Origin of the sequence: Kitasatospora sp. NPDC088134, assembly GCF_044741705.1 — a bacterium.
Lineage (GTDB): Bacteria > Actinomycetota > Actinomycetes > Streptomycetales > Streptomycetaceae > Kitasatospora.
In genome coordinates, this window is the sequence record NZ_JBIUTD010000033.1 from 12,576 (window position 1) to 25,899 (window position 13,324).

Below are 13,324 nucleotides of genomic sequence, written 5' to 3' on the forward strand. Positions count from 1 at the left end.
TGATACTCCTGCTGCCGAAGGGAGCGCTGTTTGGAGATCCTCGTGTGCGCGCACTGCGAAGCCGCACTCACCCGGCCCGTCACCCGGGTCCGGTTCCCGCCCTACGCCCACCGGAAGATCGGGAACGGCACCCACCTGCCCGTCCTGATGGAGACCGGCACCTACGCCGTCGACCCCGAGCCCTCCGGCCCGCCCTGGCACCGCCGGGAGGACCTGGCCGAGGGCGAGGCCGAGGCCCGCGGCTACTACGGCCGGGTCTGGGCACTCTCGGACGGCCCGCCCGGCCGGGCGGTGCTCGCACCCGCCGACGCCCTCGGCACGGTACTGGCCCCCGAGCGGGTCCGGCTCGCCTGCTGCGGGATCACCGGCGAGAACCTCTCCTGCGCCGCCTGCGGGCACCCCGTCGGCGGGCAGGACGACATGTGCGAGTTCTGGCAGGCCGTCCGGCTCGACCCCCGCGCGACGCGCCCCGTCCCCGCCGGGCCCGACCTGCCGCCCGCCGACTGGGCGGAGCTGGTCCACGACCGGTCCGGGCCGCGGCCGATCGACGGCTGGGGGCGGTGGAGCGAACGCTGCGGGCAGGAGGCCACGCTCACCCTGGTCGACCTGCTGTTCGCCGCCGCCGGCTCGCCCGTCGCCTTCGAGCCCCCCGCCGCCGGTGCGCTCTTCGGCCGCGCCCTCGACCACCTGCTGTACGGACTTCCCGGCCCCGCCAAGCGCTGCGCCCTGCACGGCCCCGGCCGGCCGCTCGCCGACCCGCTCCCCGGACTCGCCCTCGTCCCCCGACACCCGCGGACCGACGCGGCGTGGCCCGTCCCGCCCGGCGTCCGGGCCGTCGAACTGGACGTCGAGATCTGGCGGGAACTGGCCTTCGCCGACGGCCGGCGCGCCCTCCGGGTGGGCGGGCGCCTGCGGGCCGAACTCGAACGGGACGACCCGCTGCCCCCGCACCACTGGAGCCCCGTGTACTTCGACGACCGGCTGATCACCGAGACCCTGGTCCGGACACCGCCCGCCCGCCGCCCCACCCTCGGCTCCCGGCGGCCCTGGTGACGGCCCGTCGGCCGACGGCCCGTCATCCCGACCGGGGCGCCGTCGCGGAACCGGCCTGCGGCACCCCGACCGGGCCGACCGGCGGTGCGGGCGGCGGCGGGGCGCATCCGCTGCTGGGGTGGTTCCTGGCCGCCGCCGAGGAGCGGTTCCCGCCTGCGGACGGGCGGGTGACGGTGCTGCCGCCGCTGCCCGGCGGGCTGGAGTGCTCGGTGGCCTTCACCGGGCACGCCGTGGTCGCCACCGCGCTCGACGGGGAACAGGTCGTGGCGGGCGGCGCCGACGGCTACGGGGGATCGCTCGACCCGCGCTTCCTGCTGCGCCTGGCCGGGCCCGGCGGCTGGATCGGCGTCACCGACGCCACCCTGACGGCCCGGGCCACCGGCGGTCCGCCCCGGCTCGGCGCCCTGCCCGGGCTCGACGACCACCCGCGGGTCCGCTTCGCCCGCGAGCTGCGCAGCGACGTCACCGTCCACGGCGACGAACGCGGCCTGGTCACCCTCGCCCGCGGCCTGGCCGGCCGCCACGAACTCGGCGTCGAACTGCACGACCCCCGCCCCGACGGCCGGGGCCACGGCCGCTCCCTGCTGCGCGACGCCCTGACCCTGCTCCCCGCCGGCACCCCGCTCTTCGCCGCCGTCGCCCCGGGCAACGCCCGCTCCCTGCGCGCCTTCCTCGCCGCCGGCTTCACCCCGATCGGCAGCGAGGCCCTGCTCCGCCCCGCCCGGGGCATCGCTCAGTCCGGGACGCCGCTGTAGGCCGGGGCGAAGAGGACCAGGGCGACCAGGTCCTCGGTGATGTCGTGGAAGCGGTGGCGCTCCAGGGCCGGGACGAAGAGGGAGGTGCCGGGGCCGACGTCCACGGTGCGGCCGCCGGAGGTGAAGCGGGCCCGGCCCCGGGTGACCACGTAGATCTCGTCCTCCCGGTGCGGGGACTGGTCGTCGGTGGAGCCCGCCGGCAGCGAGTAGGTGCCGAAGCTGAGGGCGGGCACCCGCAGGTGCTCGGCGTAGTCGGGGGAGCCGTCGGCGGCCGGGCGGAAGTGTCCGCTGTCGATGATGTCCATGGGGCGTGATCCTGACACGGCCGGCAACCGCCCGGGGAGGGGGCGGCGGTACGACCCCTGACGGTCCGTCGAGCGGCGGGGAAGATATGTTCGGGTGATGATCGACACCCCACCCCCCGACGCCCCACCCATCGGCGGTGCGTTCCCGGACGGTGCGTTCCCGGACGGTGCGCTCCCGGACGGTGCGTTCCCGGACGGTGCGCTCCCGGACGGGGCGCGCGAGACGGTGCGGGCGGCCCGCCGGGCGGACGCGGAACTGCTCGGCCCGCTGCACCTGGCCGTCTGGCTGGAGACCTACCCGAACGCGGAGGCGGGCATCGACGCGGCGTGGGTCCGGGAGCAGCGGGGCGAGGACGGGAGCGCGGCCGGGATCGACCGGTGGCGGGAGTTCATCGGGCGGACGGAGGCCGACCCCGCGCAGTGGTTCTGCCGGATCGTCAGCTCCCCGGCGGGGGACGGGGCGCGGCCGCTCGGCTTCGTCTGCGGACGGCGGGGCGCGGCGGAGGTCGTGCTCGGGCCGATGTACCTGCTGGCGGAGGCGCAGGGGCGCGGGCTGGGCGGCCGGCTGATGGCGGAGTTCCTGGCCTGGTCGGGGGCGGACCCGATCGGCCTGTGGGTGACCGAGTACAACGCCGGCGCCCTCGGCTTCTACCGCCGCCACGGGTTCCGCCCCACCGGCGAGCGGGAGCTGTGGCGCGGACGCCTGCCGAACCTGCGGATGGCCCGGCCGGGAGCCGCCGGCTGACAGCGCCGGACGACTCCCACCGGTGGCGTTGACGGGGCGTCAGCCCAGGGGGGTGAAGGCGGCGGGGACGGGCAGGGTGGTCCAGCGGGTGAGGGGCCAGGCGACGAGGCGGGCGCGGCCGATGACGTGGTCGACCGGGACGAAGCCGCCAGTGGGGTTGTGGAGCTGGTTGTAGCGGGAGTCCCGGGAGTCGTTGCGGTGGTCGCCCATCACCCAGAGGTGACCGGCCGGGACGGTCAGGGTGCCGACGGGGTAGTCGTCGCAGGGCGTCGCGCCCGGGTAGAGGTACGGCTCCGCCAGGACGGTGCCGTTGACCTTCAGGGGCCGGCCCGCGTCGCACTCCACGGTGTCGCCGCCGACCGCGATCACCCGCTTGATCAGGTCCTGTTCGCCGGCGGCCGGGGCCAGGCCGATCCGGCTCAGCACGTCCTGGACGGCGCCCCCGAAGCCCCCGGGCGGCCGCTCCTCGGGCAGCCAGCCGCCCGGGTCGCGGAAGACCACCACCTCGCCGCGGTGCGGCTGCTCACCGAACCAGGGGCTGAGCCTGTCCACCGCCACCCGGTCCCCCTGCTGCAGCGTCCCCATCATCGAGCCGGACGGGATCACGAACATCTGCACCAGGAAGGTCTTGATCAGGAAGGCCAGCAGCAGCGCGACCAGCACGACCGTGAGCAGTTCCCGGCCCCGCGAGCGTGCCCGTGAGCGGGCCCGGCGCGGGCGGCCCGCGGCCGCGCCCTCCGCGGCCCCGGCCGGCGTGGTGGTGGCTGAAGCGGACAACGGTTCCCCCCGACGGCCTGCCGGGGACGCGACCGCCCCCGGACCGGCAGTCATGGTACGGGCACCGAGCATGTGCACGGCGTAAGTTGACGGAGCACCAGGGAGAACGCCGGAGGGCGGGTGCGCGGGCGGCCTGTCCCCCAACCTGCCGCTGCGCACCCGCCCCGCGGGCTGTTCGGTCATGTGGTGCCGGTGGTGCTCCTGGCGGCTACAGGCGCTGCCAGAGGGCGGGGACCACGTCCGGCGTCCAGGTGCTCTGCGAGGTGTGGGCCTGCAGGCACTTGTAGCTGACGCCGTTGTAGGTGACCACGTCGCCGGTGTTGTAGGCGACGCCCGCGGCCCAGGTGGTGTTGCCGCCACCGCCGCCGTTCACGACCAGGCTGTAGCTGGTGGTGTGGGTGGCGGAGGCGCCGGTGCCGGTCACGGTGATGCTGTAGGTGCCGGCCGGGGTGGAGCTGGAGGTGGCGACCGTCAGGGTGGTGCTGCCGCCGCTGGTGGTGCTGGACGGGCTGAAGGAGACGGTGACGCCGGCGGGAGCGCCGCTCGCGGAGAACGAGACGGACTGCGCGCTGCCCGAGGTGGTTGCGGTGGACACCGTCGCGGTGGCCGAGTCGCCGGCCTGGACGGTGCCGGTGGCCGGGTTCACCGAGACGCTGAAGTCGTTGCTGGGAACCGTCGTGGTCACCGAGGTCTTCCAGATCGCGTACGCCACGCCGTCGGCGCTGCGGTTCAGGACCGTCGCGTCGATGTTGGAGGTGGTGTCGCACGCCGAGTGGTAGCAGGAGTCGTAGGAACGACCCGCCGTACCGCCCCACTTCGCCGCCTGGGAGGACGACTTGGTGTCACTGGCGCCCGCTGCGTAACCCGAGGTCGGGATGCCCGCCTGCTGGAAGGAGTAGTCGTCGGAACGGCCCTGGCCCTCGACGTTCTCCTCCGGCTGGAGGTTCAGCGAGTCCCAGTACGCCTTCAGCGGGGCGGAGGTGGCCGAGTTGACGTTGTTGATGAAGTAGCCGGCGTTGGTGGAGGCCACCATGTCGAAGTTGTAGTAGCCCTTGATCGCCGAGCGCTGCGCCGCGGAGAGCTGGCCCACGTAGTAGCTGGAGCCCTGCAGGCCCTGCTCCTCGCCGGCCCACCAGGCGAACCGGACGTGCCGGCTCATGGTCGGGTTCTGCTGCGCCAGGACGAGCGCGTTCTCCAGCAGGGTCGCCGAACCGGAGCCGTTGTCGTTGATGCCCGGGCCGGCCGAGACCGAGTCCAGGTGCGCGCCGAACATGGTGACCTGGTCGGCCGGGCCGCCCGGCCAGTCGGCGATCAGGTTGTTGGAGGTGTAGGTGCAGGAGGTGCAGGTCTGCTCGGAGACGGTGTAGCCCGCCGCCTGCAGCTTGCCCTTGACGTACGCCAGCGACTGGCTGTAACCGGCGGTGCCGGCCCGGCGGTTGCCGCCGTTCTGCTGGGCGATGGTGTACAGCTGGCTCAGGTGCGCCTGCACGTTGGCGACGTTGATGTCCGGGGCCGAGCCGCCCGGGTTGCCGCCGCCACCGGTCACCGTCAGCTGGTACTGCGCGGTGTGGGTGGCCGGGCCGGTGCCCGTCACGGTCAGGGTGTAGGTGCCCGCCGGGGTGTTCGCGCCGACGTTGACGTTCAGCGTGGCCGAGCCGCCGGACTGCACGCTCGACGGCGAGACCGTCGCGGTGGTGCCGGTCGGCGCGCCGCTCACGGACAGCGAGACGCTCGCCGCGGAGCCCGAGGTGACCGCGGTGGAGACGGTCGAGCTGGTCGAGCTGCCCGCCTGGACGCTGCCCGAGGACGGGCTCAGCGCCAGCGAGTAGTCGTTCGCCGGGGTGCCGGCGCAGGTCGGGTCACCGGCCTGGGCAGGCAGGCTGACCGCGTCCCAGGCCGCCTTGGTGCGGTTGAACAGGTTGCAGGTGGAGTCGAGGTTCTTGGCCGCGGTCAGGGTCGCGGTCCGGTACTTCTTGTACGTCATGCCGCTGGTCTTCAGCAGCATGCCGCCGTAGAAGATCCGGCCCGCGTCGCGGATGCCGACGCCCGTGACGGTGGAGGAGTTGCAGGTCGGGCTGGTCGGCTTGCCACCGCCCGGGTTGGAGCCCTCCGCCAGCAGGTAGAACCAGTGGTTCAGCGGGCCGGCCGCCGCGTGCACCTCGGTGCTGGGGATCGAGGAGGAGTAGCAGTTCGGGTTGCCGGACACCTGCGAGGGGTTGTACATCACCCGGATCGGACCGCTGCCGACCAGGTTGATCATCTCGCCGACGGTGTAGTCCGGGTTGTCGTACGGCGACGGCTCGTTGGCGTACGCCTCGGTCAGCGCGCCGAAGATGTCACCGGTGCCCTCGCCGAGACCCGCCTCGTTGTTGGCGCCGCCCGGGGTGTACTGGTCGATGCCGTGGCCGAACTCGTGGCCCACCACGTCGATCGAGGAGATCCACTCGTTCGCGTTGTTGTGGCCGATCGAGATGGACGAGCCGTCCCAGTACGCGTTGACGTCGCTCAGGCCGACCTTGATCGGCCAGCTGCCGCCGTTGCCGTTGTGCCCGTTGCGGCCCAGCCAGTCGCGGAGCATGTCCCATTCCTTCTGCGCCGCGAACATCGCGTCGGCGCAGCCGGTCTCCTTCGAGGACGGGCTGCCGGTACCCCAGGAGTCGGTGGACTTGGTGAAGACCTGGCCGGTCGAGTAGTCCGAACACTGCAGGCCCGGACGGGTGCTGTCGCGCAGCGAGTACGAGCCCGCCGAGCCGGAGGTGTTGATGGTCAGGCCCGCCGGGCCGTTCCACTTGCTGTTGATGGTGCCGGCCGCCACGTCGTCGTAGCTGTCGGCCACCTCGCCGGTGACCGCGTCCACGAACACGTGCAGGTGGCTCGGCGCCTTGTCGGTGGAGCCGGTCAGCACCGACTCCCAGGCCAGCCGCGAGGTGCCGTCCTTGACCCGGACCACCAGGCGCGGGGCCTCGGCCGAGTCGACCTTCGCCAGCTTCGCGCGGGCCGCCCGCTCGGCCGCCGACGCGCTCACCTTGGCCTTGGTCGGCACGCCGACCGGACCGGTCGCCGCGTTCTGCACGCCGCGCACCTTGCCCTGGCTGTCGGCGAGCACCACGGCGTCGCCGCCGACCACCGGCAGGCCCTTGTAACTGCGCTCGTAGGACACCGAGTACAGGCCGTTCAGGAAGGGCGTGACCGAGCGCCGCTCGTAGCTCTCGTCCGGTCCCTTCGCCAGCGCGTCGAGACCGGCCGAAGCGGCCAGGTCCGCGGCCGAGACCGCGGCCGCCAGGGGGGACGGTACGAGGGGGGACGGCGCGGCGGGCGCGGCGGCCGACTGGCCGGCGAAACCGCCGAGCATGCCGCCCAGCACGGCCAGGGTGGTGCCGGCGGTCAGCAATCTGCGTTTCATCAGAGCTCCTCAGCTCCTCGGATGTGGGGGTGCCCGGAACCCTCACACCGCCGCCATGGCCCGGTCAACGGAGCTGACGGCCCCCGGGGCCGAATGGCAAGTTCCGTCAAAGAGCCAGACCTCCAACGGAGTTGGCGGACCGTCAGGGAGGGGGAGAAACGGCCGGAGGAGGGGGCGGGAAGGGGTTCGGCAAGGGCCGGAGCAAGGGAGATGGCAAAGAAGAGGTACAGACCACCCCATGTACGGGGCGCACTTCGGTTGGGTACCGTCTCGATGCGGAGCGATGGACGGACCGGAGCCCCCCGGGGAGGTGTCGGCGATGCTTGGCGTGCCCGACCGGATCGCGGCCGAGGACGGCAGTTGGCAGGAGTTCGGCGCGCTGCTGCGCCGCTGGCGCCGGCACGCCGGCTGGACCCAGGCCCAACTCGGCGCCGCCGTCGGCTACGACCACACCGCCGTCAGCCGACTGGAGCACGGCGCCCGCCGCGCCACCCCCCGCCTGGTCCGCCACCTCGACGAAGTCCTCGGCACCAGCGGCGAGTTGACCCGCAGCTACGGCCGCGCCGAGAGCGCCGAGGGCGACCGCCCCGCCCTCCCCGCCCACCTGCTGCGCCCCCCGCTGCCGGCCGGCACCCGCCCCGCGCCGCCCGCCCCCGCCCCCGGCCGGGGCGCCCCCGACCGGCTGCCCGACCACGACCTGCAGTGCCCGCTGCACGCCGCCGCCGGCTGCCCGCTCCCGCCCCCCGAGGCCACCGCCGCCCTGCACGCCGCGTTCTGCGCCGACCCCGCCGCCCCGCTCGACGCCGACACCGTGCACGCCCTCGCCGCCGTCCTCGGGGCCCAACTGCACAGCGCGGAGAGCGCGGTGCGGGAGCGCGCGGGGCAGGCCGGCCACGGTCGGGCGGGGGAGAGCGGTCATGGTCGGGCGGGGGAAGGCGGTCATGGCCGGGCGGGGGAGGGCGACCGGCCCGAGCCCGGGGCCGTGCTCGAAGGGACGCTGCGCGCCGTCGTGGCCCGGCTCGCCGACGCCCCCGCCCGGCACCGCCGGGTGCTGGCCCGGCTCGCCGCCGAGTACGCGCACGCCGCCGGCAGCCTCCGCCTGCACGGCGGCCGCCCCGCGACCGCGATGGCCTGCCTGGACCGCGCCCTCGGCTGGGCCGCACTGGCCGGCGACCCCGCCACCCAGGTCGCCGCGCTCAGCGACATGGCCGTGCTCGGCCTGCTCGACGCCGACCCGGTCTCGGCCGGCGACTACGCCCGCGAGATCGCCCGGGCCGCCCCCGGCCGCCCCTGGGCCGACGCCCTCTCCCGGCTCGGCGAGGCCCGCGCCACCGGCCTGTCCGGCGACGTCCGCGCCACCGTCCGGCACATCGGCGCCGCCCGCGAGCACCTCGACCGCCCCGCGCCGCCCGCCCCCGAACGGGAGGCCGGCGTCCCCTGGCTGGCGCCCGCCGCACTGCGGCTGCGGGTCGAGTCCGGCTCCGCCGCCGCCCTGCGCGACCTCGCCGCCGCCACCGGCGACCCCCGCCTGGCCCGCCGCGCCCTGACCGCCGCCCGGGCCGCCCTCGACCTGCTCGGCGACGGCCAACTCCCGGCCGCCCGCGCCATGCTGACCGTCCGGGTGGCCGACTGCCACCTGTGCGCCGACGACCCGCAGGCCGCCCTCGCCGCCCTCGCCCCGCTGCTCGACACCGGCGGTGCCCCGCTGCCGGCCCTGGTCCGGCACGAACTGCGCGGCGTCCGCGCCCGCCTGGCCGCCGGCGCCGCCCGCTGGGGCACCCCCAGCGCCGAGGCCGCGGCCCGGCTCGGCCACGCGATCTGAGCGGACGCCCCGGTCCGGGGGAGCCGAAAGCGGGGGAATGCGGGAGATCGCGATCCGGTCTTGGTGAAGTCATTACCTTCGCATGGGTCCGGATATACGATCGTCCGGTCAACTCCACCCGCCCGTAAGATCATTGGCGGGATGTCGGTCGGGAACGGGCATCGGGTCGGGGACGACGGGGGAAGGACAGAGGGGAGCGGCCGTGGCCGCAGCACAGCACCGGGGCACCGGCACGCCCGGACCGGGCGACGGCCCGGCGGACGGCCCCGGCCCGCCGGTGGAGGTCGCCACCAACCCGCGGCAGGTCGCCGAACTCCGGCACGCCCTGCGGACCTTGGCGGCCAGCGACACCGTCGCCCCCGGCATCCGGCGGATGGCCCGGGACGTGCTCGACGGCGGGGTCGGCAGCGCCGCCGAGACCGGCGAGGAGCGCCGGGCCGCGGGCTGAAGGGGCGGCCGAGGGCTGAAGGGGGGCGGCCGAGGGGTGCGGGGTGGCCGTCCGCCGCCCTCCGTCTATGATCGCGCAAGGCGTACGGAAGTGTACGGACCGGTACCGGAACAGCGGAGCAGAGGGAGTGGCCATGGCCGCAGCGGACAACGACGATCTGGGCGGCCCCGAGATCGCCGACGAGGAACTGCTCGACGTCGCCGACAACCCCCGCCAGGCCGCGGAACTGCACAAGGCGCTGCGGACGCTGGCGAAGAACGACTCGGTCGGCCCCGAGCTCCAGCAGATGGCCCGGGACGTCCTCACCGGCCGGATCGGCATGCGCGACGTCGTCCAGTCCGACCGCTACCTGCACGCCCTCGGCGACCGGCTCGGCGAGATGCGCACCGCCGCGGAGAACCTCTCGCCCGAGGAGCGCGCCGCCTCCGACAAGCGCGCCGTCAAGCTCCGCGAGCAGACCGAGGCCGAATACGGCCCCGACGAGCCCGAGGACTGGGAGCGCCCCCGCGAGGACGGCCGCTGACCCCACGGGTGCCGGCCACCTCGCCGGTGGGGAACTGTCCCGGAGGAAACGGGAATTGATGGTGCACGACAGGTGAAAGGCAGCACGCGCAGCGGGCGGCCGGTTAGCGTTCCCGGTATGGAACAGCACGAACAGCAGCGCCACGCCTCGTCGTTCGGATCGGCCGCGGTGGCGTACGCCGAGCACCGGCCCGACTACGCGCCCGCCGCACTGGCCTGGGCACTGGAGGGGTCGCCCGGGCCGCGGGTGCTCGATCTCGGGGCCGGGACGGGCAAGTTGACGGCGGGGCTGGTTGCCGCCGGGGCGCAGGTGACAGCGGTCGAACCGGACCCGGAGATGCTGGCCGAACTGCGGCGGACCCTGCCCGGCGTGCGGGCGCTGGCGGGCAGCGCCGAGGAGATTCCGCTGCCCGACGGATCGGTCGACGCGGTGCTGGCCGGCAACGCCCTGCACTGGTTCGACCTGGACACCGCAGGCCCCGAGATCGCCCGGGTGCTCGCCCCCGGCGGCGTGCTGGCCGGACTGTGGAACACCCTGGACGACGGCGTCGACTGGGTCGCCGCGCTGGCCGCCGCCGGGGGAGACGCCGTGATCGGCCCCCGCGACACCCCCGCCCGCTGGCGCGCGGCGACCGCCACCGCCCACCTCCCGAAGCACGGCGGCCCCGCCCGCTTCGGCGAGGCCGCCCGGTCCGGCTTCCCGCACGGCCAACTCCGCACCGCCGAAACCCTGGTGGCCACCCTCGCCACCCGGGCCGGCGTCCTGGTCCTCCCGCCCGCCGAACGCGAAGCCCTGCTGGCCCGCCTCCGCGACTGCCTCGCCGCCCACCCCGCCACCGCCGAGGGCGAGTTCACCCTCCCGATGGTCACCTGCGTGCTGCGCACCCGCCGCAGCTGACCGGCCCCGAGGGCGTCGCGGAGCTCAGTGCAGCCGAGGGTCCCGGTCGCCCAACACCTCGGCGGCGGGCCAGCGTTCGGCGATCACCCGGGAGAGCAGCGGGTGCTCGGAGGCGACGATCTCGCACACGCCGACACCGCCGGGTTCCGTCGGGGGCTGTCCCGCCAGGACGGCGTGCGCGCCCAGCAGGTCCGGGCCCCAGGGCTGCGGGCCGTTGGCGAGCTCTCCCTCGAAGCGGTGCCCCGCGAGGGTGCCCGCCCGGGCCCGGTCGGAGACCTCGGCGATCACCTCGGAGGCCAGCTCGACCCAGAGCAGCTGATTCACCGTCCGGCCGTCGGCCAGCGGGATCGGCAGCCGCACCTTGAGGAAGTTGCCGATCCCGTCCGCGACCATCACCGCCCCGGTGTCGACCCGCACCCGCTCCGCCCGCTCCCCGGGCGGGAGTTCGGCGATCGGATGCGGCTCGGGCATCAGGAAGCCCGGCCGCTCGGGGTCGATCCGCCCGCCGCAGGAGCACGCCCCGCAGCAGCCGTCGCCGTCCTCCGCCGGCCCCGTACCGTCCTCCGCCAGCCCTGCCGTCCCTGCCGTTCCGGTGGTCGCGGGGAGCAGCAGGGCGAAGTACCGCACGGCCGCGAAGGCGGCGGGCTCGGGCAGGCCCAGGGCGGCCAGCGCGGCGGTGGCGGCCTCGTGGTGCTCGCCGTTGACCCGCACCTCGGCCTGCACCGCCCCGGGCCGCCCGCCGTAGAAGACCTTCACGCCGTTGAAGTACGGGGCCTCCAGGTCGGCGGCGAAGCTGTCCACGATCCGCGGCAGGACGTCCGCCGCCAGCACGGCGCGCTGCAGCCGCCGGTTCTCGGCAGGGTCGACGCCGAAGGCCACCACCCCGGAGACGATCGAGTCCCAGCCGGCCACGCCGTGCGCGTCCCCGGAGCCCGCCCGCTCGGCGAACCGGCCGTCGCCGTGGACGAGTTCGAGCAGGCAGGCGCCGCCGGTCTGCGCCCAGGAGGCCGCCGCGTCGCGGGGATCGGCGGACAGCCCCACCACGCAGTCGACGAAGCACGGCACGTCCGGCTGCAGGTGCACGTCCGGTACGGCGACCAGGTCGTAGTGCCGCCCGCCGCCGTGCTGCGGCGGCAGCACCCCGACCGCCCACCCCGCCGGGCTCATCAGCGAGTTGCCCTTCAGCCGGGCCCCCTCGGTCACACCGGGCGCGATCTCCTCCAGCGCGTCCCGCACCAGGGCGAGGAACTCCAGGTCGGGCAGCCGCCCGTCGTCCGGCGGTTTTTGGTTCGTACGGCGTCGTATCCAGGACATGCGGGGATCCTAGTGTTCCGCCCCCGCCCGCCCCGAGCGCTTTTCTCCGCTCCCGACGCTCCCGATGCTCCCGTTCTCCCCTCCCGACCCTCCCTCCCGGCCGGTCAGCCCTCCGCGGCCAAGGCGCGGTCGACCTGGGCGCGGTCGTAGCCGGTCCGGGCCAGGTCGAAGGCGGCCGGGCGGGGGCGCCGCTCGGGCGGGAGGGCGAGGTGGGCGTCGACCTGGGCGCGGTCGTAGCCGCGGCGGACCAGGTCGAAGGCCGGGGCTCCGGCGGTCGGCGCGAGGTCGGCCGGGCGGGGGCGGTGCTGCCACCAGGGGGTCATGCGGAGGTCCCCTCGGTCGGGTGCGGGTGCGGGTGCGGGTGCGGGTGCGGGTGCGGGTGTGGCTGCACGCCGCGGAGCTTGTCCGGGTTGACCTGGAAGCGGAGGTGCTGGATCAGGCCGTCGGCGAGGTCGAAGGTGAGCGCGCCGACGAGTCGGCCGGAGACGGTGAACAGGACGCCCTCCTCGCCGTTGATGGGGGCGATCCGCCAGGCCACCTCGCGGAGTTCGGGCTTGGCGAGGACGCCGAGCATCCAGCGGGCGACCGGGTCGGTGCCGTGCAGCGGGCGGCGGGCCGCGCTGACCTTGCCGCCGCCGTCGGACCAGGCGGTGACGTCCGGGGCGAGCAGTTCCAGCATCGCGTTCAGGTCGCCGCCGGCGCAGGCCGCCAGGAAGCGGTCGGTCACCTCGCGGCGCGCCTGCGGATCGCTGTCGAAACGGGTCCGGCGGGCCCGGACGTGTTCGCGGGCCCGGTGCGCGGTCTGACGCACCGTCGTCTCGCTGCGGTCCAGGAACCCGGCGATCTCCGCGTGGCTGAACCCGAATACCTCGCGCAGCACGAACACCGCCCGCTCCACCGGCCCGAGGCTTTCCAGCACCACCAGCAGCGCGGTCGACACCGAGTCCGCCAGCTCCGCCCCGTCCGCGACGTCCGGACCGGTGAGCACCGGTTCGGGCAGCCACGGCCCGACGTACGCCTCCCGGACGGCCCGGGCCGAAGTCAGCCGGTTCAGCGCCAGGTTGGTGACGGTGCGCACCAGGTAGGCGCGCGGGTTCTCGACGCCGTCCCGGTCCACCGCGGCCCACTTGATCCAGGCGTCCTGCAGGACGTCCTCCGCGTCGGCGACGCTGCCCAGCAGCCGGTAGGCGGTGCCGAACAGCAGCCCGCGGTGCGCGGTGAACTCGTCGGTGGCGGCGGAGTCGATCATGGGAACCACGGTGCCACCGGGAACGCCCGCACG

13 protein-coding genes are annotated in these 13,324 nt (G+C 75.2%); 7 read left to right on the forward strand and 6 right to left on the reverse strand.

Annotated features, from left to right (window positions below; translation table 11 throughout):
* The first annotated feature begins 30 nt into the window (after positions 1-30).
* Together ACIOHG_RS33450 and ACIOHG_RS33455 are read left to right on the forward strand one after the other, a co-directional pair.
* Complete coding sequence (locus tag ACIOHG_RS33450) at positions 31-1,053, forward strand: hypothetical protein (protein ID WP_400956234.1); 1,023 nt, start codon at positions 31-33, stop codon at positions 1,051-1,053.
* Positions 1,050-1,808 carry a hypothetical protein gene (locus ACIOHG_RS33455; RefSeq protein WP_400956235.1) on the forward strand — a complete coding sequence of 253 codons (759 nt, stop codon included), beginning with the start codon at positions 1,050-1,052 and terminating at the stop codon, positions 1,806-1,808. The genes ACIOHG_RS33450 and ACIOHG_RS33455 overlap by 4 nt, the downstream gene beginning before the upstream one ends.
* Here ACIOHG_RS33455 and ACIOHG_RS33460 read toward each other — a convergent pair.
* Positions 1,787-2,113, reverse strand: coding sequence for a cupin domain-containing protein (locus tag ACIOHG_RS33460; protein WP_400956237.1), 327 nt, complete (start codon positions 2,111-2,113; stop codon positions 1,787-1,789). The two genes, ACIOHG_RS33455 and ACIOHG_RS33460, sit on opposite strands and share 22 nt — an antisense overlap.
* Positions 2,114-2,210: 97 nt before the next feature.
* Between ACIOHG_RS33460 and ACIOHG_RS33465 the strand changes: the two genes are divergently transcribed.
* On the forward strand, positions 2,211-2,858 hold the full coding sequence (locus ACIOHG_RS33465) for a GNAT family N-acetyltransferase (protein ID WP_400956238.1): 648 nt from the start codon (positions 2,211-2,213) through the stop codon (positions 2,856-2,858).
* A gap of 39 nt (positions 2,859-2,897) precedes the next feature.
* Here ACIOHG_RS33465 and lepB read toward each other — a convergent pair whose 3' ends face one another.
* Entirely contained in the window at positions 2,898-3,635 is a 738-nt protein-coding gene (lepB, locus tag ACIOHG_RS33470; RefSeq protein ID WP_400956240.1) for a signal peptidase I, read from the reverse strand.
* A gap of 208 nt (positions 3,636-3,843) precedes the next feature.
* Entirely contained in the window at positions 3,844-7,038 is a 3,195-nt protein-coding gene (locus ACIOHG_RS33475; RefSeq protein WP_400956242.1) for a M28 family peptidase, read from the reverse strand.
* Between the two features lie 319 nt (positions 7,039-7,357).
* Between ACIOHG_RS33475 and ACIOHG_RS33480 the strand changes: the two genes are divergently transcribed.
* From ACIOHG_RS33480 to ACIOHG_RS33495, 4 genes are all read left to right on the forward strand, one after another.
* Complete coding sequence (locus ACIOHG_RS33480) at positions 7,358-8,860, forward strand: helix-turn-helix domain-containing protein (protein WP_400956244.1); 1,503 nt, start codon at positions 7,358-7,360, stop codon at positions 8,858-8,860.
* Positions 8,861-9,062: 202 nt separating this feature from the next.
* Positions 9,063-9,308 carry a hypothetical protein gene (locus ACIOHG_RS33485; protein ID WP_400956246.1) on the forward strand — a complete coding sequence of 82 codons (246 nt, stop codon included), beginning with the start codon at positions 9,063-9,065 and terminating at the stop codon, positions 9,306-9,308.
* Positions 9,309-9,441: 133 nt separating this feature from the next.
* Entirely contained in the window at positions 9,442-9,831 is a 390-nt protein-coding gene (locus tag ACIOHG_RS33490) for a hypothetical protein (RefSeq protein WP_400956247.1), read from the forward strand.
* Between the two features lie 117 nt (positions 9,832-9,948).
* Positions 9,949-10,728 carry a class I SAM-dependent methyltransferase gene (locus ACIOHG_RS33495; RefSeq protein WP_400956249.1) on the forward strand — a complete coding sequence of 260 codons (780 nt, stop codon included), beginning with the start codon at positions 9,949-9,951 and terminating at the stop codon, positions 10,726-10,728.
* 24 nt (positions 10,729-10,752) lie between these two features.
* On the opposite strand, the gene ACIOHG_RS33500 is transcribed toward ACIOHG_RS33495, so the two are convergent.
* From ACIOHG_RS33500 to ACIOHG_RS33510, 3 genes are all read right to left on the reverse strand, one after another.
* On the reverse strand, positions 10,753-12,042 hold the full coding sequence (locus tag ACIOHG_RS33500; RefSeq protein WP_400956250.1) for a DUF6348 family protein: 1,290 nt from the start codon (positions 12,040-12,042) through the stop codon (positions 10,753-10,755).
* A 104-nt stretch (positions 12,043-12,146) separates the two neighbouring features.
* Positions 12,147-12,365, reverse strand: a complete 219-nt coding sequence (locus ACIOHG_RS33505; RefSeq protein WP_400956252.1) for a hypothetical protein — start codon at positions 12,363-12,365, stop codon at positions 12,147-12,149.
* Positions 12,362-13,291: an RNA polymerase sigma-70 factor gene (locus ACIOHG_RS33510; protein WP_400956254.1), complete on the reverse strand. Its 930-nt coding sequence runs from the start codon at positions 13,289-13,291 to the stop codon at positions 12,362-12,364. Before ACIOHG_RS33510 ends, ACIOHG_RS33505 begins: the two co-directional genes overlap by 4 nt.
* Positions 13,292-13,324 lie beyond the last annotated feature (33 nt).